Genomic DNA, 22531 nt, shown 5'->3' with positions numbered 1-22531 from the left:
CGTCAGAACCATCCTTCCCGCCGTCCGAGCCAGTCGGAGCGGCGCTTGCCTTGCGTGCCCGCATCAGAGCGACCGATCAGGCCGGCCGGGCTGTCCATCCCACTCGGCACGCCGAGTTGCGCCTCGAGATCGGCCCATGTCGCCTCGGGCCAGCGATCCGCGCCGGCGATCCAGGCGGCGGCGCGGGCATAGACCCGGCAGTCCAGCGCCTCGTTGCGCTCGCGGAGCTTCTGCCATTCGAGCTTGGCGAAGCCGCGCCGGTTGCGCACCGTCACGAGTTGTTCGGCCGTCAGCTGCCGGATCCACTCCGTGTCGGCCCAGCCGGGCAGATGCGCCGTGCCGGGCGGGAACGCCGCGCCGGCCTCCAGTTCCTCGGTCGTCGGCCGTGCCAGCCGCAGGAAACGATAGGTCTCGGCCTTGAAGGTCGATGTCGCCACGGTCCAGAGCCGCGCGCCGCGGCGCAGGCGTTTCCCGCCCGCGGTGGCGTCGACGAAGGTCGGGCCTGAGACCGGACTTGAACGGTTGAAGCCCTCGAGCCCCTTGACCGGCGCCACCAGCGCGAAGCCGACCGAGCGGGCCCAGCCATAGACCGCCGCCGTCTCGTAGCCGGTGTCGATGGCGAGCCGGGCGAGGCCCAGCTCCGCGCCGCCCGCATGGCGCCAGCTGCGGCCAAGCAGATCGGTCAGCGCGGCCCACGCGTCGGGTTGCGCCGGCCCGCCCTCGATCACGACATGATCGACGAGCCAGCTTTCGAGGCCGCGGCCCCAGGCCCAGACACCGACCTCGATCCGGTCCTTCTGCACATCGGCGCCGGCGGTCAGGAACAGACCAGCGGCAAGTGCTCCCTCAACGGTTCTCGCTGCCGCCCAGCATTGTAGAATGCTTTCGATCGAAACGGTTTTGCAGATGCCTTTATCGTGTTGCCTGAAAGCCGGGACACGATAGAGGTTGAAAAAGATCACTATAAATTCGGCCCCTCATCTTACTGCCGCGCTCAATGAGGCTACCCATCAGATAAATTTGATTGAAGCTCCCAGGTCTTTCTATCCACCCCTTCGGAACAACAATAAACTCATCCTCACCCGTCATCAGCGCATGAACCTTAAAACGGCCAGATGGCACCTCAGGATTGCTCGGATGAGCGTAAAAGCTGAACACACCCTCGACCAACCAATCGTCAATTGTAACGCCGTCAAGAATGAGATCAAAAGAAGTTGGGCCTTGGCTGCAATAGTAGTAGCCGGACCATGTGCCGCGCAACTCGTTGGCGGCGGCGACCAGCGGCATCATTAAGATCAAAAGGCAGGACAAGACTAAAGTTCGCATAATCACATCTCCAAGTGCATCACCTGCTTGCGCTTACATAAATGTTTGTTATGCCCGATGTAAACCGAGATCGGCCGGGTAAGCATCGACCTCGTCGAGGAAGACGTAGCGGGCGGGCATCGAGCGCAGCCCCACCGCCGAGTTGGCGCCGGTCATCACCAAGACGCCGCCGGGGAAATCCTTCGACAGCTGCGTGTTGCCGCTGTCGCGCGCCCGCGCCGGGCGGACGCGCTCCTTCAGCGCCGGGCTTTCCTCGATCAGCGGGTCGATCCGCTGGCGCGAGTTCCGCTTGGCCAGCTCCACCGTCGGCTGGACGGCGAGCATCGGGCCCGGCGCGTGGTGGATCACGAAGCCGATCCAGTTGTTGCCGGCCTCAGTCGCGCCGACCTGCGCGGCCTTCATGAACACCACCCGCTGCGTCGGATCGCCGGGCGAGAGCGCGTCCATGATCGCCCGCATGTAGGGCGTGCGCTCGGTCCGGTACCGGCCGGGCTCGGCGCTCGCGCGCGAGCTCAGCCAGCGATGCGTGTCCGACCATTCCGAGACGGTCAGCCAGGGGTCGGGCGTGAGCCCGCGGCCCCAGGCCCGGAGCAGCGCCTCCGCCCCGTCAAAGGCCCCGATATCCTCAGAGGGCGATCCGGGGCTGGGCGAGTTCCTCGAGATGGGCGCGGACATGGGCCTCCAGAACCTTCTGCATGGCCGCCGTCTCCGTTCCCAACTCCGCCGCCATCAGCGCAGCCACCCGCGCCGGCCAGTTGACCCACGCATCGCGTTCCTCGCGCGCGAGCCGGAAGACCAGCGCCGTGGCGCGGTCGCGATCAACCAGTTCGCCCTTCAGCTTGGCGAGCCGGATGCGCCGCTCCTGCGCCTTCAGCACCTCATGCGCCGTCTTCGCCTGCAGGAACGTTGTCCCGCCGCCCGTTGCGGGTGCGGCGATCCCCTGTTCCTTCAGCGTGTCGCCGACCGCCGAGACCGCCGCCTCTGGCACCGGCTTCAGCTTCGGCGCGGGTGCCGTCCTGGTCTTGGAAGGGTCGGTCGCCTCCGCCCGCAGCCGGTCCGAGGCCGCGGCGTCGATGCTGCCATCCTCGTGCAGGACGAGCCGGCCGGCGGCCTTCGCCTTCTGGATTGCGCCGCGCGACAGCCCGACATGGGCGGCGTACTGGCGCTCGCTCATGCCCTGCATCGCCAGCCCCGATTATCATTCAAAGTCAGGCGCTTATCGAGTTGATAAGCCGGGCGCGTGGAGCGAACGTCCGATCACAAGGACGATGCAACTCACCCGGAGGCAACACGATGACCACCCGCCTGAACCCGATCACGACCCCGCGCCACGAACTCCGCGCCGAGAAAGCGCGCCGGAACAAGGACGCAGCCCTGAATGCCTTCATCGGCAAGAAAGCCGAGATCGACGAGATGCTCGCCCGCCTTCAGGCGCTCAGCGACGACCACTTCAACGCTCACCCCGATGAGGTGAACTGGGGCCATGTCGGCACCCTCGAACACTACGCCAGCCTCCTGAAGCGCATCACCGACAGCGCCTTCGGCGAGGGCGAGCACGCCGACTGATCTCCGGCCCAGCCGGAACTCCCGCCGCGCCGACGCGCGGCTCGGGGTCGTAGGAGGGTCGCGACGGTCGCGGCCCCGAAACCGGAGACCCCAGATGACCAAGCTTTCCGACACCCAGCTCGTGATCCTCAGCGCCGCCGCGCAGCGCGAGGACCGCAACGTCCTGCCGCTTCCCGGCTCCCTCCGCGGCGGCGCCGCCGCCAAGGTGGTCGGCGCGCTGCTCTCCCGCAAACTGATCGTCGAGACGACGACGGACAGCCAGACCAAGGCTGACGCCGCCCTCAACCGCATCTGGCGCAACAACGAGGACGGCAACGCCATCCTCCTGCACATCACGAATGCGGGCCTCGCCGCCATCGGCGTCGAGCCGGAGAGCGGCGACAGCGCGCCCACGGGCGCCGACGAAGCGCCGAATGCGGAGGCCTCGCAGGACGCGCCCGCCGAAGCCGATCCCGCGCCCAAGGCGCGCACACCGCGCATGGGCACCAAGCAGGCCAAGCTGATCGAGATGCTCCGCGCCGGGGGCGGCGCGACCATCGACGAGATCGTTGCCGAAACGGGCTGGCAACCGCACACGGTCCGAGGCGCCTTTGCCGGCGCGCTCAAGAAGAAGCTCGGGCTCGAAGTCACCTCGGAGAAGGTCGAGGGCCGCGGTCGGGTCTACAGCCTGCCCAGCGACTAGAGCCGCAGAACACCACCGTCCGATGCCGCCGTCCCGCTTGGGGCGGCGGCTTCCTTCTCTCAGAGCGAGATGTTCCAATAACCGAGCACCTTGCGGACCTCTTCCCGCGGATAGTGCGGACCAGCGGATGCTAGATCTTTACGAATGGCGGCCTTCCTGCGGTCTGCAGCCGCCTTGATCCGAGGCGAGAACTTGGCCGTGCCCAGCGGGAGCGTCGTCCGACCCGGTTTGGGCCAGCTTTCCGGATAGGCGTCCCAATTCGCCCAGTCGGCGACCTGATCCGCGATGTCCGCTACGTCGTCGTGGTCGCAGGACCAGCCGTAGAGGTGCAGCGCACAGACGCGAAGCATCATCTTTACGTCGGTCATGACGTCCGTGAACGCCTTCAGAGGCGTCGGCAGCAGGACCATATTCGCGACGCAGGAGAAGAAGCGTCGGTCCTGAACCACTGCGTTGCTGACTTGGTAGAACGCGTCGTCGACGCCCCAGATGTGGCAGCATGACCAATTCGGTCGTTCTCCAGCCCGAAGGCCGAGAGCAAGCGTCAGCGCCTTGTTCGCATGCACGTTTCCTTCGGACTTGTGGATGCTGACGCCGGTCTGTCGGTTTCGGTTCATCTGCGGTTCGGACCAGTTGGCCTTGTAGAACAGCGCGCGTCGCGCATGCTCCGGGTACCAGACCGGCAGATACTCGAACGTCGTCGGGTCGACCCATCGCGCGGTGCGCTCGATCAGGCCCATCACGTCCGAGAGGCTCAGTTCCCGCCGAAGGGCCTCGAGGCCATCCGGCAAGGTGTCGGAATTCGTCGTCTGCTCGTCTGAAGCCTTCAAGATCTCGATCCCGTCGATTGGCCTGGACGGGAAACGGTTCCTCATGCCCATCCTACACTTCGAGAAATCATAGGAACTGAAAAGGATAGCGACAACTTCGAAACCGACCGTTGGCTCTCCGCTAGTTGGGTCGGTCGTTACTCGACGCGACCCGGATCGCTTCGAACAGCCGCCGCAGGGCGAAGGAACGCGCGATACTCACCACCGTGAACACCGCGCCCATCTTGAGGTTCTGCGCCAGCGTCGTGTGCAGCCCGAAGACCGGGAAGATCAGGATCTGCGTCACGACGGCGACGCCATACCCGACCGCCACGTTGGCGACCGCCTCGACCAGCGACATGGCCCGGCTCTGCTTCACTCCGCCCCCTCATCCATCGGCCAGCAGTTCAGCTGCGAGAGTTCGGAGCGCATGCGCCGCGACCAGCGGGACCACTCCGTTGCCACAGAGCCGAAGCCGGTCCACCCGGTGGGCCAGCCCATCAGCGCCTCGACGAACAGCGGGTTCAATGTCCGGGGCGTGTCGCAGGAACTCCCGCCAGCCATCGGCGTCACCAGGACCTGGCGGCCAAGCAGCCCGTTCACCGGCGTGTTCGCGAGGCTCGTCGCCCCGTCCTTGTGATCCCGCGCCGTCGGCGTCATCCACATTCGCGTCGCATCGCTGAGCGTCGTCCCGTCGTTGCGCGGGCGCGCCGTCTCGCTGCGATTGCACGTCCGGTTCCGCGTGCCCTTGCTGTCGCCGGCCAGCGGCGTCGGCCAGAGCCGCATCATCTCGGTCCGGTTCCCGCCGCTCGACCGCGTCCCAGAGCAGGCGCGCGGGGTCGGCCAGGTGGTCGCGCTCGCGGTGGGCGAGGATGAAGAGCCGCTCGCGCCGGTGGGGCGCACCGACTTCCGCCGCCGTGAATAGGCCTGCCGCAAGCTTGTAGCCCATGCCGACCAGTCCGCTGGCGACTTCGGGGAAGCCGAGGCGGAGATGATGGGCGACATTCTCGAGGAAGACGAACGGTGGCTCCACTTCGCCGATGATGCGGGCGACATGCGGCCAGAGGTGGCGCGGGTCGTCCGCGCCCCGACGCTTGCCCGCGACGGAGAATGGCTGGCACGGATAGCCCGCAGTAACGATGTCCACCGCGCCGTGCCACGGGCAGCCGTCGAAGGTGGCAACGTCGTCCCAGACAGGTGCCGGATCCAGGGCCGGGTCTTCCATCCGCGCCACGAGGACCGCCGCGGCGTAGGCGTCCCGCTCGACGTGACCCACAGTGCGATATCCGGGGCATGCGAGGTGCAGCCCGAGATCGAGCCCGCCGGCGCCGGAGCAGAGCGAGAGGCCGAAGAGGCACGTGTCGCCGGTTCCGGCAGGCAGGCCGGAGGAAGGTAGAGCCACGCCATCCACGTCGTCAGGCCGCGTGGGCCCCCTCGGCCGCGGCCGGGGTCTCGCCCAGCCGCTCGGCCTTCACCTCGGCGAAGGTTCGGCCGTCACCGTCGAGGATCGCGTCGCGGCCGGTCTCGGCCTGCCAGCGCTCCACGGCGACATCGACGTAAGCCGGGCTGATTTCCATCGCGAAGACGCGGCGGCCGTTTGCCTCGCCCGCCATGATCTGCGACCCGGAACCCGAGAACGGCTCGTAGCAGAGGCCGCCGCGGGCGACGTGCTGGCGCATCGGGATGCCGAAGGCGTCGAGCGGTTTCGGCGTCGGATGGTCGGGGCGTTCATCCTTTGCGAAGGACGGCATCTCCCACGTCGAGGGCAGCGTCTGCTCGGCCACCTTCGGCGGACGGTTCGGACGGCGCCAGCCCATGAAGCAGGGCTCGTGTTTCCACAGGTAATGCGACCGGGTCAGAACCCCGCGGTCCTTCACCCAGATAATCTGCTGATGGACGAAGGCGCCCGCCTTTTCCCAGCAAGCCTCCAGCATCGCCTGGCGGCGCGAGGCGTGCCAGCAGTACCAGGCGGCGTCTTCGGCGATGGCCTCGGCGACCGCCGCAGCGATGAAGCCGTCGTAGAGCTCCGCGCCCTGCGAGGAGTCGTCCCAAGTTGTGCCATAGGACGCGGACCAATCCTTGTTGCGGGTCGGATGGTTCGAGCCGTCGTAGTCGACGAGATACGGCGGATCGGTCGCGAACAGGATCGCCCGCTCGCCATTCATCAGGCGGCGCACATCGGCAGCGCTGGTGCTGTCGCCGCAGAGCAGCCGGTGGTCGCCTAGGATCCACAGGTCGCCCGTCCGCGAAGCCGGATTGCGCGGCGGTTCGGGGATGGTCACCGGCGGCACGGAGCCCCTGGCGCCACCTTCTTCGTCACCGCCCCCGTCCGGATCGAAAGCCAGGAGCTTGTCGAGCTCGCCATCGGAGAAGCCGACCAGCGACAGGTCGTAGTCGTCCGCGAGAAGGTCCTGCAGCTCGGCCGAGAGAAGCGCCTCGTCCCAGCTGCCGAGTTCCGTGAGCTTGTTGTCGGCGATGCGGTAGGCGCGCCGCTGCGCCTCGGTCAGGTGGCCGAGCACGATAACCGGCGCCTCGGTCAGCCCGAGCTGCTCGGCCGCCAGCACCCGGCCGTGGCCCGCGATCAGCTCGCCGTCCTCGCCGACGAGGCACGGCACGGTCCAGCCGAACTCGGCCATGCTGGCGGCGAGCTTCGCGACCTGGTCGGGCCCGTGCACCTTCGCGTTCTTCGCGTAGGGCTGCAGGCGCGCAAGCGGCCAGGTCTCGATCCGCTCGGGGGCGAAGGCGAGGGTCATGAAGGTTCCTGTCGATGGTCGATCGGCATCCGCCGGGTGGACTCCGGCACGGCGGGGTCCACCGGCCTCCGCCTGGACTCCGGTATCCGCGGGGTATCCACCCCGCGCGGCCCGTCAGATGTTTGATTTCACGAAGATTTCCGGGCGTCGCGGCTGGACCCCGGACTCCGGTGGCTTCCCAAAAAATCGGCCCTGTCGCTGGCGATATTTCGCGCCAAGCCCGCCAGCATACATAGTCGCCAGGAAGGAACCATTGAATTCAATGGGTTGGCGGTATGGACCCCGGCTGGACCCCGGAAGCCAGCCCCGGTGGCCACCTCGAGATCAGCGTCGGTTCGCCCGAGCGCACGACCCCGAGTATATCTCCATTGATAGCGTCGGCAGGGCGATCCGTCTCGCCGCCCGGTGTCTCGCAGGAAATTGTCTCGGTCGTCGGAAGCAGCTTGACACCACCTACCGCATGTCGACCGCACCGCATCGCAGCACACATCATCTGGTTGGCGTCGCGACCAAAGTCTGATATGTTTCCACTCTGTTCCCGTGGGCGGGGATGCCTGTTGGCCTCGCAGTTCATCGCGGTGCCCGAAACAGTTCAGACGGCGAGGAAATCGGCATGAAACCCCGTACTATCAAGGCGTTACCCGTCAAAAACGATGGAGAGGAAATCACCCAAGGTGTCCTCGATCTGGGTATTGAAAAGGACACCGAGATCAATGGAATCGGCATGGGCGTGCTCTCGGACGGCACGCCATACTTGAATCAGCGGGGACTCGCTGCGCTGTGCGGCGTTCAGAACGCACATATCGGCACGATCAGTGCTCAGTGGGACGACGCAGATCCGAAGCCGAGGATCAAGGCCATCAAGGGGATCCTGTCCAAGCTCGGCCTTGAGGCTTCGGTCGCCCATATAGAAGTGCCGCACAACGGTGTCGTGCACTATTGCTATCCGGCCGAGGTGTGTCTGGCGATTCTTGAGTATTACGCGTTCGACGCCGGGACGAACTGCCAGCCAGAGGCCCGCGACAATTTCCGTATCCTCGCTGGGACGAAACTCCGCGAGATGATCTACTCGCAGGTTGGTTACGACCCGACCGGACGCGCGCGTTTCGACAAGTGGCATGAGCGCATTGCCTTGAACTATCAGTCCGCGCCCAAGGGATTCTTCAGCGTATTCAACGAAGCTGAGACCCTGATCTACGAGATGATCGTGGCAGGCGCACCAGTCGACGAGAAGAACGTTGTCGACATTTCGATCGGCCTGCATTGGTCGAAGTTCTGGGACGAGAACGGCTTCAATGAGCGGTTTGGCGATCGCAACAAGTTCCCTCACCGGTACCCCGATAGCCACCCGCAGGCGAAGTCCAACCCTCAGGAGGCCTGGTGCTATCCGCTCGAAGCATTGGGTGCGTATCGGGAGTGGCTGCAGGATCACTACATCGGCGGCGGCAAATTCCGGAAATACATCAATGACAAGGCGAAGAAGGGCACCATTCCGCCGTCTATAGCGCAATTGACGATTGCGAAGATCGAGGCCCCGCAGATTACCAACTATTGAGCGGCTCGGCGGACCACGAACTCCATCGACCGCTTGCCTGGTACCCGCCTCCCGTTCAACCGCCATACGATGACCGCGATGCCGTATTGCCAGCGCCGGTTCGCCGTGGCGCGGCTTATGCCGAGCTCCCAACAGATGGGCTTCCAAGGCGTGCGGTTGGCGCGCAGCCAGACGAGGCGAGCGTCGTCCTTCTCGAGCCAGCGCAGCCATAGCATCGCTTCCTCGGCCTCGGTGATCTGGCGAGGGCTCGGGCGTGGCCGACGCATCTGCGGCTCCTGACCGACCTGGTCGGCGAAGCTGTGGAAATACTCGGGCCACGCGTTGAAGTAGCCCTGCGGCTTCACCGCGGGCTGCTGCGCGAAGACGTCGGCTGCGAGTTCCAGGCGGTCCTGCACTTGCGCGATGGTCCAGTCAGTCATGGCGCACCTCCCGGACCGCGGGTGGCTTGCCATAGAGCTTGTCCCCGAGTTGACGGATCAACTCTCGCTCCGGCCAGGTGAGCCGCTGGTCGTCCAGCGAGACCGCCAGCATCCGCTGTTCGTGCCAGCCCTCGCGCTTGACCTGCTCGGGGTCACGGCGGCGGCCGCCATAACCCTTGGGCGTGTAGCGCATCCTGCTCATGCCACGCCTCCTGCGGTCTCGATCGCCCAGAACAGGATAGCGATGGCGTCGGCCTCGTTGTCGTCGGCCGGGCTGAACCCGCGGGCGCGGGCCGCCGCGATCATCGCCTCCTTCGGGGCGTTCCCCTTGCCGGTTGCGTGGCGCTTGATCGTGCCCACCGGGACGCCCTGATAGGGCACGCCCGTCGTCTCAGCCCATGCGGTCAAGGTGGCGAGCAGGCCGCCGAAGACGTGGGCCGCGTCGGTCCCGACATGCCGGCGCACCTCCTCGAAGTGGATCGCGCCGATGGGCCCTGCATCCGCGGCCAGCCGCTCCAGCCAAGCGCGGAAGCGGACATAGCGCATGCCGCCGCCGTCGTAGCGGCTCGGCCGGAACGACACCGTGCCGCTGGTGATCAGCCCGTCCGCGGCGCGCAGCGCCCAACCGGTAGTGGTGCCGAGGTCGAGGGCGAGAAGGACCGGCGTGCCGCCCACGGGCGTGATCGCGGGCGACGGGGTGAGGGATGCATGGGCCATCGGGGGCTCCTTTCCTGTCTGCTGCTCGATGAAGGGATGAGGGCGGCGCGCGGGGCTCATCGGTCGAGCTCCCGCAGCCAATCCGGGCGCGGTGAGGCCTGTGAGCCTGCCGCGGGAGGCTCACACGGAGGTTCACACCCGCAACCCGTTGAAACGACGATGCTTTGTGAGCCTTGTGAGGGTTGTGAACCTTTTCCGGCATCTCCTTTCGTGCGCACGCGCGTGCACGCACGCGTAAGGGTGGAAAAAGGTTCACAAGGCTCACAAGGTTCACATTTCGGTTTGGTATCAGAGCGTTGCGCATGTGAGCCTTCGTTTTCGAGGCTCACACGACCGGCCCGAGGCTCACACGGATCGGCGCTGCGGCGGTCCGCTGCCGAGGGGCGCTCGTCCTCGGTGACCTTCAGCTGCCACTTCGTGGCGCGCCGGTAGGTGCCGGCTTTCACCAGCCGGACGCGGAGATCGCCGAGGCGGAACACGCGGTCCCGCATGCGCCCGATGGACATCCCAAAGCTGGTCTTGCGGGCCTGCTCGTTGGCGCCGCTCATCGGCGGCGGCGGATCGCAGAAGAGCGCGATGTCGTAGACCTCCGCGGCCGTCACCTCGGCGGTGCCGAACCTGTCCCACCAGGCGCCGATGAAGACGTTCCAGGCGGCGCCCTCGCTGTCGGAGGACTCCATCATCTCTTCGAGATTGCCGAGGAAGCCCGGGATGCCCGCCACCTCGAGCACGCCGCCGAGCACATGGGCCCAGTTCTCGAAGGAGCCGATGCTGCGCCCACCGCGGGGCCGGCCGGCGGCGATCCACGCCTGGCAGAGCGTCAGGCAGGCCGCGACCAGCCGGGCCCGGTTGGCGCGCACCCAGCTCATCAGGTCGGGGTGGCGGAAGTCCGAGCGCTGCCAGGGGCGGTCGGTGTGCGGATCGAGCCGGATGCGCACGAGACGCCGGGCCATTTCGTTGGAGAACTCCGGGTTATTCCCGGTGGCGATCCACAGGCAGCGGATCGGCAGCCGCGCCATCTCGGAATGACCGAGGATGCGGTCCTCCCAGAAGGGCGCCGTGAGCGCGGCAGCGAGCGCCGAGCTGTCGAGCGTGGCGCGGAGGTTGTCGATCAGCACGATGGAGGGGATCTGACGGAGCTTCGCGGTCACGCGCTTGCGCCATTCCTCGTCGTCGCGCCCCTCGGTCATCACGCTGGCGCCCGCACCGGTCAGGATGCCGGTGATCGCATCGACCATCAGCGTGGCCCCGGTCCCGGGCGCGGGCTTCTCGATCAGATGCAGTGGCGTCGGCCCGTCGATCATGCCGCGCAGGAAGCCCAGCAGCAGGAGCGCCACGACGTGGGAGCGCTCGGCATCGCCGGTGAAGGGGAAGTCCCCGAGCAGATCCTCGCAGATCAGCGCGCGCGCCGCGGCGATTTCGGCCGGGGTTGGCTTGGCGGGGATGTCCGGCACGGCGAAGCCCGGCGCCGGGACGTAGAGCAACCGCGCGTCGGGATGGTAGCCGGGCGTGGTGAGCAGCGTGCCGTTCCGGCCGAACACGGGGGTGTTCACGATGCCCGTCAGCACGGGAAGCGCGGGATCGGGCGTGGCGAGGACCGACTTGACCACCGGCAAAGGCGGCGGCGCCGAGATCGGCTCGCCCTTGGCGTTCACGCGCACCCAGCGGGCAAGCCGCGCAAGCATGTGGCGGAGCTTCTCCTCGTTGAGCGCGGTGGCGACGGGCCGGCCCTCGTCGTCGGGGACGACCCATGTGGGCTGGCCTGCCAGGCGGAAGAGCCATGGACAGCGGTTCGAGGCCATGAGCAGGCTCCAGACCTGCTCGTTCGCACGCGCCAGATCACCCTCGTCGGCGCGCAGCGTCGGGACCGTGTCGCCCGAGCCCTGATAGTTGAGCGGGCGGTGCTGCCCGATCTGCATCACCGTCTCGGCCTCGACGACCGACTCCGCCGCGGCGATCACGCGCGCCACGGCCGCGGGGCCGTCGCTCAGCAGCAGGTCGTTGAAGTCCTGGCCTTCCTCGGGGGGCACGGCGATGGCGACATCGCGCCCCTGCGCGCGCAGCCGTCGCGCGGCGGCATCCGCGGCGCGAAGGCCGGCGCCCGAGGCGTCGTTGTCGGCGAGGATCACGACGCGCCGGGCGGCCGGCGGCAGCTCGACCTGTTCGAGGCCGGAAGTCGAGAGCGTGGCCCAGACCGGCAGATCGGGACAGGCGGTCATGGCCGCGAGGCCGGTCTCGATCCCCTCCGAGAGCGCGAGCCTGTCGCCGTCGCCGAGGGGCGCGAGCCGCACCGCGCCGCCGGCCACACGGCCGAGCATCTTCTTCGCCTTGTCGAGCGGCGCCTTGCGGATGCTGCCGTCGGGGTCCGCCGCGAGCCAGGTCCGATGCAGCCCGATGACGTCGCCGTCCCGGTCGCGCACCTGACCCACCAGCGCCGGATAGCCCGCCTTCGTCTCGTAATGCGCCAGGTCGGGATGGAAGAGCAGATCAGCCCCAGTGGGGACATCCAGACCGCGTCCCGCTAGGTAGTCCGCAGCCGGCGTCCCGGCGATCGGCTGGGCCGACGACAGGATATGCGCGATCTCCCGAGTGGCATCGCGCTTCGGCGTCGGCGGTGTCGCGGGCGCGCGGCGCTCGGGGGCGCCGGGGGTGACATCGGCGATCTCGGCGGCCCGCGCGATCAGGGCGCGGCCATCGAGCCCGGTCGCCTCCTCGATCGCGCTGATCGGCCCGCCGCCATGGTTGCCGTCAAAGTCGATCCAGTCGCCCGCATGCGCGCCGCGCAGCGTGATGACGCAGGAGCCGGTGTTGCGGGGCGCGTCGCCCCGGATGTTGGCGAGCCGCCACTCGTCGCCGGAGCGGCGACCGCGCGGGAAGAGGTCGGGCACCCAGTGCGGGGCGGTCTCGCGGAGACGCTCGACGATCAGGTCGAGATCGTAGCGCGGCGCCTCGGTTGCGGGCGGGAGGGCGTCGTTCAGATCAAGCAAGGATCACCAGCCCCCGCTCGGCCCGCGTGATCGCGGTATAGAGCCAGCGGTTCCTGTCGGCCGCCGAGCGGCCGAAGCCATCGTCGAAGACGACCACGTTCTCCCATTGCGAGCCCTGCGCCTTGTGGCAGGTGATGGCGTAGCCCCAGCTGGTCTCGATGAGACCGCGCTTGATCTGCCATTCGCGGCGTCCGCGCTCGGGGTCGTAGGCGATGTGGTCGGCGTATTCGCCGCGCCAGAGGCTCTGCCGCCCGGCGATGGTCTCGCCGTCCTCGGTCTCCACCATTGCGCTGAAGGCGAAGGTGTCGTCGGGGTCCTGGCGCACGTCGCTGAGCGTCAGGAACATGCCGTTGATCAGCCCGAGATCGTGACGGTTCTTCAGGCAGATGATCTTCTCGCCGCTGCCTGTCGGATAGTCTGCCGCGAACCCGGCCGCGCGCTTCATGGCGGTGTTCAGCCAGCGCCGCGTCGCGTTAGTGCCGCAGAGCACCTGTCCGCCGCGCAACATCTGCTCCGGGCCGACCTCGTGGCGCGACATCTTCCAGACATGGTCGTCATGCGCGCCCATGGGGATCGGCGCGCCCTGCCGCGCCAGCGTCGCCAGCCGCAGGATGGCGCTGTCCTTGGCCTGCCGGTGCACCTCGGTCAGCATCACGTCGGGCGCGGCCTTAGTGAAGAACCCGGCGCCCTTCACCGGGGGCAGCTGGCCCGGATCGCCAAGCACGAGGATGGGCTTGCCGAAGGCGAGAAGGTCGCGCCCAAGGTCCTCGCCCACCATCGACACCTCGTCGAGGACGAGGAGGTCCGCGTCGCGCAGGATCGACTGCTCGTTGATCAGGAACTTGGGCTGGTGGATGTCCTCGAGCCGCATCTCGAGCTGGGCGATCCGCGTCATGGCGAAGTCGCGCTCGGCCGGCCCCATGCGCGGCAGCTCGCGACGCAACTCCGCCAGGTCCTCGGTCACCCGCTCGATCTCTTCCGGCGTCGCCTCGGAGACGCGGTAGATCAGGCTGTGGATGGTCTGCGCGGGCGTGCCCTTGCGCGTCATGACGAGCGCGGCCTTGCCGGTGAAGGCGCCGAAGAGCACGCCGCCCGGCGCGCCGGGGGTCATCGGCGCCAGCCCCAGCGCCTCGATCGCCTGCGCGGTGGTCGTGGTCTTGCCGGTGCCGGCATAGCCGAAGACCCGGAACACCTGCTGCTCGTGGCGGCGGGTCTCGTACCAGTCGCGGATGGCCGCGATGGCGCGGCTCTGCATGTCGGAAAGTGTGACGGTCATGCCCTGGCCTCCGGCCGTTCGCCGCTGAAACGCTCCACCGGAGCGTTTCCGGGACGCGGCTCACCCCAGCAGCGTGCCGAGAACGGGCAGAACCGGCAGAGATAGAAATCGGGGTTCGTCGCGATCCGCGGCAGCAGTTCGCCCGCATCCGCGGCGCGCAGCACGGCGACCGCCTTGTCGGACAGTTCCTGCGCGGTCGCCGGGTCGAAGAGGACGTGCTCGTGGTAGAGTTCGCAGCTGTCCTTGTTCAGCGCGGTGAAGAGCGCCGACCCGAGGCCCATATAGGCCATGTAGATCTGCAGCTGGCCGTAATAGACGGGCTTGGAAACCTGCACGCCCTTCTTCGCCGTGTCATTCCAACTGGAAGCTTTCAGCGCCTTGTGCTCCCAGAGAACGGGCCAGGTCAGGCCGAGAGCCGGGCCATCGACGATCACCCCATCGACATGCCCGCGGATCCGGCCGCCGGCGGTCTCGAAGCCGAACTGGCCGCCCTCGCGGGTCTGGGTCCGCAGGTCGAATCCGGCCAGCCGCAGCCAGCGGATGGCGAGATCCTCGAAGACGTGACCCGCCTCGAAGATGCGCAGGGTCCGTCCCTCGAAATCCTTGCCCGGATCGACCGGCGTCTTTCTGAACTCGTAGACGAGGCGGCGCGCGCATGGCTCGCCGATCCGGCTGGCCCCGAGATAGTCGCGGGGCCGCTGGCCAGCGCGCTCCGCCACGAGCGCGTCATCAAGCAGCGCGTTGATCCGGGCGCCGAGCGGCGGCGGGGCATCGGCGGCGCGGCCATAGACGAAGCCCGAGCGGTGGTTGAGATCGATCATGGATGGCGAGCCTTCTTCTGGCCCTTGATCCAGGGACTCTGCTCACCCGTCCGGTTCTTGCAGTATTCGAGGAAGCCGGGAGCGTTCAGGTTCTCCTTCTGCGTGCCCCATTTCAGGTTGTCGGCCCGGTTGTTCGCAGCGTTCTCGTCGAGATGCATGACGATGGCGCCGTCGAAGGGCGGCGGGCCATGGAAGGCCTCCGCGACGAGCCGGTGCACCTTGTAGGTCTTGCGCTTCACCTGCACGCAGAACCGACCATCGGTCTTGTTCCAGACGCCGAAATACGGCTGACCGCCATAGGGCCGCACGCCACCGCCCGGCATCGGGTATCGGTAGGGCGTGACCATCACCCGCCCCTCGCTGCTTACGAGGATGCCAGGGACGCTGGGAACGTCGCGCCAGATTTCTCCGAAACTCATCGGCAGTTCTCCGTGATCAAAATGGGCAGTCGCCGGCGTCGGACTGGCGCTGCATGGACGCCTGAAATCCGTCGACGCAGGCCTCGATCAGGCGGTCGATGTCCTCGGCCGGCCGGTCGAAAAAGGGCGCCATCAGCCCCATCTCCGTCAGCGCCTCGGCCAGCTCGCGGCGCGCCTCGCGGATCGCGCGGGTTTCCATGTCGGTCTTGTCGATCATGCCGTGGTTCCTTTTGGCGTTGGCCGAGCCCGCCGTGAGGCAGGCCATCGAGCAGAAGCGGTGACGGGCATGGCGGTCCCAGCGCAGGCCGTGGCAGTAGCCGAAGCCCCGAGCTTCCCGGCCGCAGAGCGCGCAGGGCACGCGACGGCCAAGTTCGGCGCGGGATAGAGGGCTCCGCCCGTTCGCGGCTGGAACGCTCCCCGTTCGGCGGGGAAACGCGCCACTGGCGCCTTTCCCGCTCCGCCTCACCCTTCCCGAGACGCCGCTCACCCCATCAGGAGCAGGTCGAGCGCGTCTCGCTCCTCCTCGTTGGGCGCGGCGGTGCGGCGCTCGGAGGCCAGCACGATGAAGCGGCTGATGGCGTTGGAGGCGATGCATTCCAGATCGCGCCGGGTGAGGCTGGCGATGGGACGATCGAGCCGCCCGCGCGCCTCGAGCCAGCGCCCCATCGCAAGGGCCGCTTCTGTGGTGACATGCGCCTGCCATTCGTCCGGGCTCACGGGTTGAGCCAGGCCGGGCCGCCCGCGGCCTTCGGCGCGGCGGGCTCGGACGCAGATTGGGCGGCGGGCTGGGCGGCGGGCGACGACCACGCGGGCGCGGCTGGCGCCGCGGCGGGCTGCGACTGCCCCCAGGCGGGAGTTGCGGGCTGCGCGGGCGCAGTGGCCGGCCGGGGCTTGTTCGAGGGCTGCGCCGGCACCGTTTCGCCGGCCATCACCCTCTGCCACTCGGGCGCGGTGGGCAGCACGACATGGTCGAGCTTGTTGGCGTCCTTGTAGGCGGGGTTGCGGTTCGGCTCGATCTGGATCTTCGCGACGAATGTGATCCCGTCGAGATCGGCGAGCCCGCGCAGCACGCGCTTCGCCTTGGCCGCTTCGCTCATGTCCTCCGGGTTCAGGCCGAGCGCGCTGTCGATCATGGCCCGGAACTGGCTCTTGGAGATCTTCCAGCCGATCGACTGGCCCTGTTCGTCGAGCTTGCCGCCCTGCACGGTGAAGTTCTGCCAGAACTTGCGCCGGGCATGCGGTCCCTCGGCCACCGTGAACTCGGCGTCGAGCATCAGCACGTCGCTGCCGGGCTGGTTCGAGGGCTTCAGCAGCCCGCGATCCACCTCGCTCGCCCCGTCAGTGCCGCCCTTGCGGATGGACATGGTCACCTTGGCGAAGGTGCCGTCGGGGATCAGGTCGCCGGATTGCTGCGGCGCCACGTCGTTCATGTCGAAGGTCATCTCGTTCATCCTTTCGGTGCGTGGTTGATCTTGGAGAGGAGCGCGCCGAGATCGGCCGGCTCGGTCAGGTCGAGGCGCCCGGAGCGATCCTTTGCGGGCAGGCCCCACGGGTTGCCGGAGCGGCAGACGAGGCGGCGCGTCCCGCCCTTCTCGGGGTCGTGCCGCCACGCGGTCGCACCGTCCGGGCCGGTCTCGGGGCTGAAGAGGCCAAGCGTCATCACCTGGTCGACGATGCCGGGCAGCTCGCGCGCGGCCTTGCCGCCCTCCATCTGCGGCTGCCAGATGGTGCGGTTCATCTCGTCGGTGATCCGCTCGAGGATGCCGACGAAGATCACCGTCCGGCCTGGCGCGTGCTGGAGGTGCTTGAGGAGCCCGATCACCTCGCGGGCGAGCAGCCCGTAGGCGCCGCGCGTGTCCGGCTTGCCGGTCCGCTCCGACATCGCCTCGGGCCGGGTCTTGGCCCAGGCCATCGCCTGCCGCGTCAGGTCAGTGATGCTGTCCACGAACACGATACGCTTGGCGTCGAGCCGCTCGGCAAGCTCCGGGTGCTGTCCGCGAAGATGCGCGTGGTGCGCCTCCGAGAAATGCTCGTCGGGCTGGGCCGCGGGGTTGGCCCCGCCGATCAGGCAGGCGATGTCCACGGCGTCGGCGAAGCGGCGGATCGGCAGGCTGTCGCCGCGCCAGTCCTGCACCGATTTCAGCCCGGCCTCGAGATCGAGGCAGACGGTTTCCTCGGCCGGCAGCGTCTTCAGCAGCGTGGTCTTGCCGGCGCCGCTCGGGCCGAACAGCGCCATGGTGGTCTTGCCCTGCGCCTCGCGCAGCCGCTCGTCGGCGGTGACGATCCGGAGGCTCATGCCGCGCCTCCCTGCGGCAGAAGCTCCACCTTCAGCGCTCCGGTGCGCACGGTCCGCGCGGGCTCGAACACCGCCCGGATGTTGTCGGGCCAGGCGGCGTATTTGCGCTCCGGCACCTTGATGGCGATCTCGACATACTGGGCGGGGTCGTCGCCCGAGCCGCGGATGCGCTCGACGATTTCGCCGAGCCGATCCTGGTCCCAATCGACCCGCTTCGGCAGATCGGCCACCACGGTGAAATCGCCGTCGTCGAAGCGGACCGTCCCGGTATCCTTGGCCCGGGCCTGTCGTTCCTCGGCGGCGCGCATGGCGTAGCGGATGGTCAGCGCGGCATCGAGGCGGGCCTTCGCCGCCTTGGCGCGCTTCAGCGCCTCATCGGTCTCGCGCTGCAGGATGGCGAGCAGTTCGACGGGAAACTGCGCGAGGTCGGCGTCGGGGATGCCCGGCAGGTCGTCGGGCGTGGGGCTGTTGTTCGGCCAGGGCATGAACGGGTCTCCGTGATCGGCGAAGGGGGTCCGGATGGGGGATGTCACGCCGCCTGCTCCTCGAGCAGCAGCGCCGACAGCGAGGCGGCGGCGGCCTTCGGCTTCGGGCGTGCGACGGCGATGTAGGCGAAGCGGTCGGAGCCCACGCGCTCCTGCACGAGGTGGACGAGGCCCTGCTCGGCGGCCCAGAAGGCGCGCGACCCGAGCCGCGCCAGTTCCTCCCGCTCGCGGTCCGCGAGGCGGCCAAGCATCGGGAAGATGTCGAGCACGAGGAAACCGCGATGGTATTCGAGCCGGTCGCCGGGCGCGGCCTGCGCCACCCATGCGCAGAACTCGATCTCGGTCAGCGGGCGGCTGGCGCGGACGGTGATGAAGGGGGTGTTGCCCATGAACATGATCTCCTCCACGCGCCGCTAGGCGGCCTGTCGGGAAATCGGCCCGACCGGGCGGGTGCGGAGACCGGCGACCGGGGCGGCGGCGGCAGGATCGGCCGGGTCATCGCCGTCACAGGCGGCGTAGACCGCAAGGAGCGGCGTGCCGTCCTGATGCGCGCCGGCATCCTCGATCCGGTAGGCCTGGTGGTTCTTCAGAACCTCGGGCAGTTCCCAGCGCCGATAGAGGCCCGGGATCCTGACCATCTCGGCTGCGGGGACTGGGTGTCGTTCCTGCATGGTCCATCCTTGTTCGTGCTGTTCGGCGGCGTGCTTGCCGGTCACTGGGGAAAAGCCATCCGGCGCCCCGGATCGGGACATCGGGTCAGACGATTTCCTGGAGGCGATCGCGGAGCCTGCGGGTGGCGCGCTGGTATCGCTTGCGGGCGGCGGCTTCGGTGAGGCCCAGCTGGACCGCCGCTTCGGCCTGCGAGCAGCCCTCTACGGCGACGCGGTTGACGAGGTCCGCGTCGCCGCCGATCAGCGTGCGCATGTCGTCGACGAGCCGCGCGCGATGCAGGGCTCGGTCAGGCTCACCCTGCGCCGCGGGGATCCCATCGGGATCGATCTCGGCGGCGACGCCCTGCCGTTCCGCTTCACGCTTTCGCGCCCGGATGATGTCGCGCTCGACGTTCCGCAGGACCGTGGCGGCGATCGAGGTGACGCGGTCGGGATCGAGGCTGCGAATAGCCTCGGTCGTCCGGGCGAGAATGTCGGAGACGATTTCATCGGCGGGCGCGATCCTGCGCGCCATTGCGCGACGTCGGATCGCGTCGAGCCCGGGCCAGAGGGCCAGCAGCAGCACCGTCGCGGCGCAATCGGACGCGCCATCGTCGTCCTGCGCCGCCGCGATCAGCGCTCTGAGGATCCGGTTCTTGCCGGCCGGGCTGTCGGGACCGCGGTGCAACGCTTCGAGAAGCGCCGCCCGGTCCGGAAACCGTGCGATGGATCCGTGCGCGCATCGGAGCGCGTCGAAGCTGCGCTGGAAGCCGAGAGTGGAAGAGGATTGCATGAGGTGGTCGCGGATTTCGTGCCACGCGAAGGACATCGGACGCCTGCCTTCCGGCCAGGCGTCCGGCGCCTTGTGGTGGCCAGGTCAGGACGTCGCGCGTCTCTGCTGTTTCAGGGGGGGTGGGTGGATGCGCGCGTCAGCGCGCGGGTGCGGTCGCGTGGTTCAGCGTGCCGCAGCCGCGACAGGTGGCCTGAACCGGGAAGCCCACGAGATACTCGTGGCCTCGCGCGAAGCGCAGGTGCATGCGGCCGTCGCGGCAGACGCCGAGCAGCTTGTCGCAGCGCGTGCAGCGCCAGTACGCAGTGGTGGGATTTGCGTTCGCGGCGCCGGATCGCCTCGTCGGGGCCGCCTGGCGCGATGGGAAGGGAGTCGGCATGGAAGTGCTCCTCTGAAGTGGAGCCCTTCCAGTAATCAGCCGCTTGTTAGACCGTCCCGCACGCCATGTTAGACCGTTGTTAGACGGCCGCCTCGGGCGACGCCCCGTCGATCACCAGCCGCCAGTAGCCGCGCTTCTCGCCCTTGGCGATGTAGACGTTCAGGATGCTCTCCCAGGTCTTCGGCCGGAATGCCTGCTGGGGACTGCGCGAACCGAGCCCGTCCATCAGATCCTTGACCTGCACGTCCGGGCTGCCCGTCTTGGAGGCTGCCACAAGACGCTCGAAGATCGTGATCTGGTCTGGGCCGGTAAGAGGCAGCGGATCCTTCCCCGGCACATGCAGCATCCCCGACTGCTTGCCGGAGCGGAGCACTTGCGGTGTCGCGCCGCCGCGTGCCAGCGCGAAGTTGCTGCGGAACGCCATCTCGAGCCCGTCGCGCGCGACCGCGAATTCCTCCTCGGCCGGCGCGATGTTCGACAGCAACGGCACCACGACGTTCGGCCCGAGATGGGAGGGCATGTCCTCGCTGGCCGACAGCACGATGCCGACGCCGGCCTGGTTGCGCGCGCGCATCGCCAGGTCCAGCCGTTCGACGGTCTTCGGGTCGTTCAGCCGCCGCGCGAAATAGAGCGGCACCTCGGCGCCGCCGATCTCCATCGCGCCGAGCAGGGTCAGGTCCGGGTCGAGGATCTGTTGCGACCCGCGCCGCGTCAGCAGCGGTTTCAGCAGCCGCAGGATCGTCTCGCGGAGCCAGTCCGCGTTGAGCGAATACTTGTCGAGATCGCCCGCGGGCACGTCGCCGGCTTCCTCGCCGAAAAGCCCCACGGTGCGGACCATCCCTGGCTTCTCGGACGGTTTCACGGCTCCTTCGCCATCGATGTCGCCATCCTCGATCAGTACGACGTCCTGGCGGTCGCGCCGCTCGAGCAGCCCGCCTTCGATCAGCCGTTGAGCGTCGAGACCGAGCTCACGCAGGTACTGGCCCGTGACCTCGTCTTCGACGCGGTCGTGCAGCTTGATCAACTCGGCGAACATCGCTCGCAGGTCTGACGGGTCGATCTGACGGAAGGCGCTGAGGATGCCCCACTCCTGGAGCAGCATGAATCCGAGGCTGCGCTCTTCCGGATCCTTGTGGCTCTGGAGATTGCAGCTCTTCGTGCCCGAGATCGTGATGTTGAGCGTCCGCTCGGTCGCATCGCCGGCCCGGCTGTAGACCACCGCGATGCCGATCCGGCTGAAACGCTCGGCACGCCGGAACACGTTGCGCGCGCCGAGGTACTGGTCGGCGACCTCCTCGATGTCGTCGTCGATGGTGACCTTCAGCAGCAGCTTTCGCCGCCAATGGCCGAGGCGCACTTCCGCCTCCAGAACGCGGGCGTCGCTGATGTCGTAGCCCTCGATGGCGGGGCGTTCGAGCGCCAGCGAGGTCCGGAAGCGCGTGAGGTTGTAGCGCTTCCAGGTGAGCGGCTTCTGGGAAATGTCGTGGTTGAGCGCGACCTCGGCGAAGGTGTCGCTGACCTGTTGGCGGACGAGCGGGCTGTCCGCGCAGACCTCGATCTGCTGCAGCGACGGCGTGTAGATCAATGTCGCCTCGTTCGGCGGGCGATAATAGATCGCCGCGCGCCGGCCGTCGTCGCGATGGTTGTATACGCTTGAGAGCGGCCCGCCATGGCGCACGATCAGCATGATCGACGCGGGGTGCGCGTCGGTCTTCGGCAGGTCGAGCGCGCGGACGGTGCAGGAGATCGCCGGCTTGAGCTCGAGGACCTCCTTGATCCTGATCGACAGCGCCCGCTCGTCGACGGACGCCGCATCGAGCGGCGTTGCGGTTTCCAGATCCACCTCGAAGGCGTCATAGAGCTTGCGGTGGTCGCGAAACTGTCGGGCGAAGTGGAAGCTCTCCGCGTCTTCGAAGGTCTCGCGGGCATTGAGAAAAGCCCAGATGCTCCTGCAGAGCGGGTCGGGCTGATCGTCGAATTCCTGCGCCCGTTCGTGATCGAGCTTCTGGGCCACGATGGTTTCGAGCGACGTGACGCCCTTGCCGCTGGCGAGCGCGCGCATGCGGCGTGACCGGGTTTCTGTTGGGCGAAGCTCGTCCGGGTCGAACTCGGAGAGGATCTCGATCAGCCGCTCCCGAAACGCATGGGTGGCGTCCTCGTCCTCGAGATCGGGCATATCTTCGGGCAGGTCGAATTCGGGTTCGCTATCATCGTCCCGAACAGCGAGCGCCGCGCAAAGTAAATCGATCCGCGCATCTTCGATCAGACCGAGGGATTCGGGGCCCAAAGGAAGAGACTTGCGCGGCATGAACACACCTCACTCAACTGCTGCTCGATAGGGATTCAACCGGAGAGGATCGCGGAGTCGCAGGCCGCAGGCAAGCATTTTTGTTCCTTGTCTGTTCCAATGGCCGGTGTGGGTGTCCCATCGGGGCACCGAAGGTGGCTTTTCCTCTGTGACGACACCACAGACACCGGCCCCCTCGATATGAAGCGCCCCAATCCCCTGCCGCCCGACCGGATGACCGCCGCCGAACGCCGCGCCGAGCTGTGCGGATTGCTGGCGCTCGGGCTGGTTCGGTTGCGGATGCGGGAGACGGG

Annotated in this window: 25 protein-coding genes and 1 pseudogene; 3 read left to right on the top strand and 23 right to left on the bottom strand. The window is 67.9% G+C overall.

The annotated features are described in order from the left end of the window. Positions 1-2: 2 nt before the first annotated feature. Together Ga0609869_RS18360 and Ga0609869_RS09790 are read right to left on the bottom strand one after the other, a co-directional pair. Positions 3-2001 (bottom strand): annotated as a pseudogene (locus tag Ga0609869_RS18360) (phage terminase large subunit family protein). After that, a complete protein-coding gene (locus Ga0609869_RS09790) occupies positions 1952-2509 on the bottom strand; it encodes a hypothetical protein (RefSeq protein WP_125406599.1) in 558 nt (185 codons plus the stop codon). The pseudogene Ga0609869_RS18360 and the gene Ga0609869_RS09790 overlap by 50 nt, the downstream one beginning before the upstream one ends. Before the next feature lie 110 nt (positions 2510-2619). Here Ga0609869_RS09790 and Ga0609869_RS09785 point away from each other — a divergent pair, with 110 nt between their 5' ends. Both Ga0609869_RS09785 and Ga0609869_RS09780 read left to right on the top strand, forming a co-directional pair. Next, on the top strand, positions 2620-2892 hold the full coding sequence (locus tag Ga0609869_RS09785; RefSeq protein ID WP_125406596.1) for a hypothetical protein: 273 nt from the start codon (positions 2620-2622) through the stop codon (positions 2890-2892). A gap of 94 nt (positions 2893-2986) precedes the next feature. Continuing rightward, positions 2987-3574, top strand: coding sequence for a DUF3489 domain-containing protein (locus tag Ga0609869_RS09780; protein ID WP_125406593.1), 588 nt, complete (start codon positions 2987-2989; stop codon positions 3572-3574). A 59-nt stretch (positions 3575-3633) separates the two neighbouring features. Here the strand turns inward: Ga0609869_RS09780 and Ga0609869_RS09775 are convergent, their stop codons facing one another. The 4 genes from Ga0609869_RS09775 to Ga0609869_RS09760 all read right to left on the bottom strand — a co-directional run bounded on the left by Ga0609869_RS09775 (position 3634) and on the right by Ga0609869_RS09760 (position 7136). Next, a complete protein-coding gene (locus Ga0609869_RS09775; RefSeq protein WP_125406590.1) occupies positions 3634-4449 on the bottom strand; it encodes a hypothetical protein in 816 nt (271 codons plus the stop codon). Between the two features lie 76 nt (positions 4450-4525). Then, positions 4526-4762: a DUF7220 family protein gene (locus Ga0609869_RS09770; protein ID WP_125406587.1), complete on the bottom strand. Its 237-nt coding sequence runs from the start codon at positions 4760-4762 to the stop codon at positions 4526-4528. Between the two features lie 9 nt (positions 4763-4771). Then, positions 4772-5785 carry a DNA cytosine methyltransferase gene (locus Ga0609869_RS09765; RefSeq protein WP_369022853.1) on the bottom strand — a complete coding sequence of 338 codons (1014 nt, stop codon included), beginning with the start codon at positions 5783-5785 and terminating at the stop codon, positions 4772-4774. Between the two features lie 13 nt (positions 5786-5798). Continuing rightward, positions 5799-7136, bottom strand: coding sequence for a site-specific DNA-methyltransferase (locus Ga0609869_RS09760; RefSeq protein WP_125406581.1), 1338 nt, complete (start codon positions 7134-7136; stop codon positions 5799-5801). 613 nt (positions 7137-7749) lie between these two features. Between Ga0609869_RS09760 and Ga0609869_RS09755 the strand changes: the two genes are divergently transcribed. Beyond that, positions 7750-8691 carry a BstA C-terminal domain-containing protein gene (locus Ga0609869_RS09755; RefSeq protein ID WP_093361787.1) on the top strand — a complete coding sequence of 314 codons (942 nt, stop codon included), beginning with the start codon at positions 7750-7752 and terminating at the stop codon, positions 8689-8691. Here Ga0609869_RS09755 and Ga0609869_RS09750 read toward each other — a convergent pair. The 17 genes from Ga0609869_RS09750 to Ga0609869_RS09670 form a co-directional block, all read right to left on the bottom strand. Beyond that, positions 8685-9110: a DUF6362 family protein gene (locus Ga0609869_RS09750; protein WP_125406578.1), complete on the bottom strand. Its 426-nt coding sequence runs from the start codon at positions 9108-9110 to the stop codon at positions 8685-8687. The two genes, Ga0609869_RS09755 and Ga0609869_RS09750, sit on opposite strands and share 7 nt — an antisense overlap. Beyond that, positions 9103-9312: a hypothetical protein gene (locus Ga0609869_RS09745; protein WP_241094982.1), complete on the bottom strand. Its 210-nt coding sequence runs from the start codon at positions 9310-9312 to the stop codon at positions 9103-9105. The genes Ga0609869_RS09750 and Ga0609869_RS09745 overlap by 8 nt, the downstream gene beginning before the upstream one ends. Continuing rightward, positions 9309-9827, bottom strand: coding sequence for a crossover junction endodeoxyribonuclease RuvC (locus Ga0609869_RS09740; protein ID WP_125406576.1), 519 nt, complete (start codon positions 9825-9827; stop codon positions 9309-9311). Before Ga0609869_RS09740 ends, Ga0609869_RS09745 begins: the two co-directional genes overlap by 4 nt. 56 nt (positions 9828-9883) lie before the next feature. After that, the gene (locus Ga0609869_RS09735) at positions 9884-12814 is read right to left on the bottom strand and encodes a DUF7146 domain-containing protein (RefSeq protein ID WP_125406573.1); all 2931 of its coding nucleotides are present in this window, start codon (positions 12812-12814) and stop codon (positions 9884-9886) included. Further along, positions 12807-14090, bottom strand: coding sequence for an ATP-dependent DNA helicase (locus tag Ga0609869_RS09730; protein WP_125406570.1), 1284 nt, complete (start codon positions 14088-14090; stop codon positions 12807-12809). Before Ga0609869_RS09730 ends, Ga0609869_RS09735 begins: the two co-directional genes overlap by 8 nt. Beyond that, a complete protein-coding gene (locus tag Ga0609869_RS09725; protein ID WP_125406568.1) occupies positions 14087-14911 on the bottom strand; it encodes a PD-(D/E)XK nuclease family protein in 825 nt (274 codons plus the stop codon). The genes Ga0609869_RS09730 and Ga0609869_RS09725 overlap by 4 nt, the downstream gene beginning before the upstream one ends. After that, complete coding sequence (locus Ga0609869_RS09720; RefSeq protein ID WP_170168834.1) at positions 14908-15330, bottom strand: HNH endonuclease signature motif containing protein; 423 nt, start codon at positions 15328-15330, stop codon at positions 14908-14910. The genes Ga0609869_RS09725 and Ga0609869_RS09720 overlap by 4 nt, the downstream gene beginning before the upstream one ends. Before the next feature lie 16 nt (positions 15331-15346). Continuing rightward, the gene (locus Ga0609869_RS09715; RefSeq protein WP_245972322.1) at positions 15347-15547 is read right to left on the bottom strand and encodes a DUF6511 domain-containing protein; all 201 of its coding nucleotides are present in this window, start codon (positions 15545-15547) and stop codon (positions 15347-15349) included. 266 nt (positions 15548-15813) lie between these two features. Next, the gene (locus Ga0609869_RS09710) at positions 15814-16047 is read right to left on the bottom strand and encodes a hypothetical protein (RefSeq protein WP_125406562.1); all 234 of its coding nucleotides are present in this window, start codon (positions 16045-16047) and stop codon (positions 15814-15816) included. Then, a complete protein-coding gene (locus tag Ga0609869_RS09705) occupies positions 16044-16781 on the bottom strand; it encodes a hypothetical protein (RefSeq protein ID WP_245972321.1) in 738 nt (245 codons plus the stop codon). Before Ga0609869_RS09705 ends, Ga0609869_RS09710 begins: the two co-directional genes overlap by 4 nt. Continuing rightward, a complete protein-coding gene (locus Ga0609869_RS09700; RefSeq protein ID WP_125406559.1) occupies positions 16778-17626 on the bottom strand; it encodes an ATP-binding protein in 849 nt (282 codons plus the stop codon). Before Ga0609869_RS09700 ends, Ga0609869_RS09705 begins: the two co-directional genes overlap by 4 nt. Continuing rightward, positions 17623-18111 carry a hypothetical protein gene (locus Ga0609869_RS09695; protein WP_125406556.1) on the bottom strand — a complete coding sequence of 163 codons (489 nt, stop codon included), beginning with the start codon at positions 18109-18111 and terminating at the stop codon, positions 17623-17625. The genes Ga0609869_RS09700 and Ga0609869_RS09695 overlap by 4 nt, the downstream gene beginning before the upstream one ends. Positions 18112-18155: 44 nt before the next feature. Then, positions 18156-18518, bottom strand: a complete 363-nt coding sequence (locus tag Ga0609869_RS09690) for a hypothetical protein (protein ID WP_245972319.1) — start codon at positions 18516-18518, stop codon at positions 18156-18158. Between the two features lie 6 nt (positions 18519-18524). Further along, complete coding sequence (locus tag Ga0609869_RS09685; RefSeq protein WP_125406553.1) at positions 18525-18749, bottom strand: hypothetical protein; 225 nt, start codon at positions 18747-18749, stop codon at positions 18525-18527. Between the two features lie 118 nt (positions 18750-18867). Further along, entirely contained in the window at positions 18868-19590 is a 723-nt protein-coding gene (locus Ga0609869_RS09680) for an RNA polymerase sigma factor (protein WP_125406551.1), read from the bottom strand. Positions 19591-19690: 100 nt separating this feature from the next. Beyond that, on the bottom strand, positions 19691-19930 hold the full coding sequence (locus Ga0609869_RS09675; RefSeq protein WP_125406548.1) for a hypothetical protein: 240 nt from the start codon (positions 19928-19930) through the stop codon (positions 19691-19693). 79 nt (positions 19931-20009) lie between these two features. After that, positions 20010-22238, bottom strand: coding sequence for a hypothetical protein (locus Ga0609869_RS09670; protein ID WP_125406545.1), 2229 nt, complete (start codon positions 22236-22238; stop codon positions 20010-20012). Between the last annotated feature and the right edge of the window lie 293 nt (positions 22239-22531).

Origin of the sequence: Rhodovulum iodosum (assembly GCF_041020385.1) — a bacterium.
GTDB classification, from domain to species: domain Bacteria; phylum Pseudomonadota; class Alphaproteobacteria; order Rhodobacterales; family Rhodobacteraceae; genus Rhodovulum; species Rhodovulum iodosum.
Note: the sequence above shows the minus strand (reverse complement) of the source record. Positions and strands in the feature narration are given on the sequence as shown.

Bases quoted from the DNA above. Each gene is read 5' to 3' on its own strand.
- Ga0609869_RS09775 (WP_125406590.1), bottom strand. From the start codon at position 4,449: ATGAGGAACCGTTTCCCGTCCAGGCCAATCGACGGGATCGAGATCTTG.
- Ga0609869_RS09780 (WP_125406593.1), top strand. From the start codon at position 2,987: ATGACCAAGCTTTCCGACACCCAGCTCGTGATCCTCAGCGCCGCCGCG.
- Ga0609869_RS09695 (WP_125406556.1), bottom strand. From the start codon at position 18,111: ATGCCCTGGCCGAACAACAGCCCCACGCCCGACGACCTGCCGGGCATC.
- Ga0609869_RS09705 (WP_245972321.1), bottom strand. From the start codon at position 16,781: ATGAACGAGATGACCTTCGACATGAACGACGTGGCGCCGCAGCAATCC.
- Ga0609869_RS09670 (WP_125406545.1), bottom strand. From the start codon at position 22,238: ATGCCGCGCAAGTCTCTTCCTTTGGGCCCCGAATCCCTCGGTCTGATC.
- Ga0609869_RS09680 (WP_125406551.1), bottom strand. From the start codon at position 19,590: ATGTCCTTCGCGTGGCACGAAATCCGCGACCACCTCATGCAATCCTCT.
- Ga0609869_RS09790 (WP_125406599.1), bottom strand. From the start codon at position 2,509: ATGCAGGGCATGAGCGAGCGCCAGTACGCCGCCCATGTCGGGCTGTCG.
- Ga0609869_RS09720 (WP_170168834.1), bottom strand. From the start codon at position 15,330: ATGAGTTTCGGAGAAATCTGGCGCGACGTTCCCAGCGTCCCTGGCATC.
- Ga0609869_RS09730 (WP_125406570.1), bottom strand. From the start codon at position 14,090: ATGACCGTCACACTTTCCGACATGCAGAGCCGCGCCATCGCGGCCATC.
- Ga0609869_RS09685 (WP_125406553.1), bottom strand. From the start codon at position 18,749: ATGGTCAGGATCCCGGGCCTCTATCGGCGCTGGGAACTGCCCGAGGTT.
- Ga0609869_RS09740 (WP_125406576.1), bottom strand. From the start codon at position 9,827: ATGGCCCATGCATCCCTCACCCCGTCGCCCGCGATCACGCCCGTGGGC.
- Ga0609869_RS09750 (WP_125406578.1), bottom strand. From the start codon at position 9,110: ATGACTGACTGGACCATCGCGCAAGTGCAGGACCGCCTGGAACTCGCA.
- Ga0609869_RS09700 (WP_125406559.1), bottom strand. From the start codon at position 17,626: ATGAGCCTCCGGATCGTCACCGCCGACGAGCGGCTGCGCGAGGCGCAG.
- Ga0609869_RS09715 (WP_245972322.1), bottom strand. From the start codon at position 15,547: ATGATCGACAAGACCGACATGGAAACCCGCGCGATCCGCGAGGCGCGC.
- Ga0609869_RS09785 (WP_125406596.1), top strand. From the start codon at position 2,620: ATGACCACCCGCCTGAACCCGATCACGACCCCGCGCCACGAACTCCGC.
- Ga0609869_RS09675 (WP_125406548.1), bottom strand. From the start codon at position 19,930: ATGCCGACTCCCTTCCCATCGCGCCAGGCGGCCCCGACGAGGCGATCC.
- Ga0609869_RS09755 (WP_093361787.1), top strand. From the start codon at position 7,750: ATGAAACCCCGTACTATCAAGGCGTTACCCGTCAAAAACGATGGAGAG.
- Ga0609869_RS09725 (WP_125406568.1), bottom strand. From the start codon at position 14,911: ATGATCGATCTCAACCACCGCTCGGGCTTCGTCTATGGCCGCGCCGCC.
- Ga0609869_RS09760 (WP_125406581.1), bottom strand. From the start codon at position 7,136: ATGACCCTCGCCTTCGCCCCCGAGCGGATCGAGACCTGGCCGCTTGCG.
- Ga0609869_RS09745 (WP_241094982.1), bottom strand. From the start codon at position 9,312: ATGAGCAGGATGCGCTACACGCCCAAGGGTTATGGCGGCCGCCGCCGT.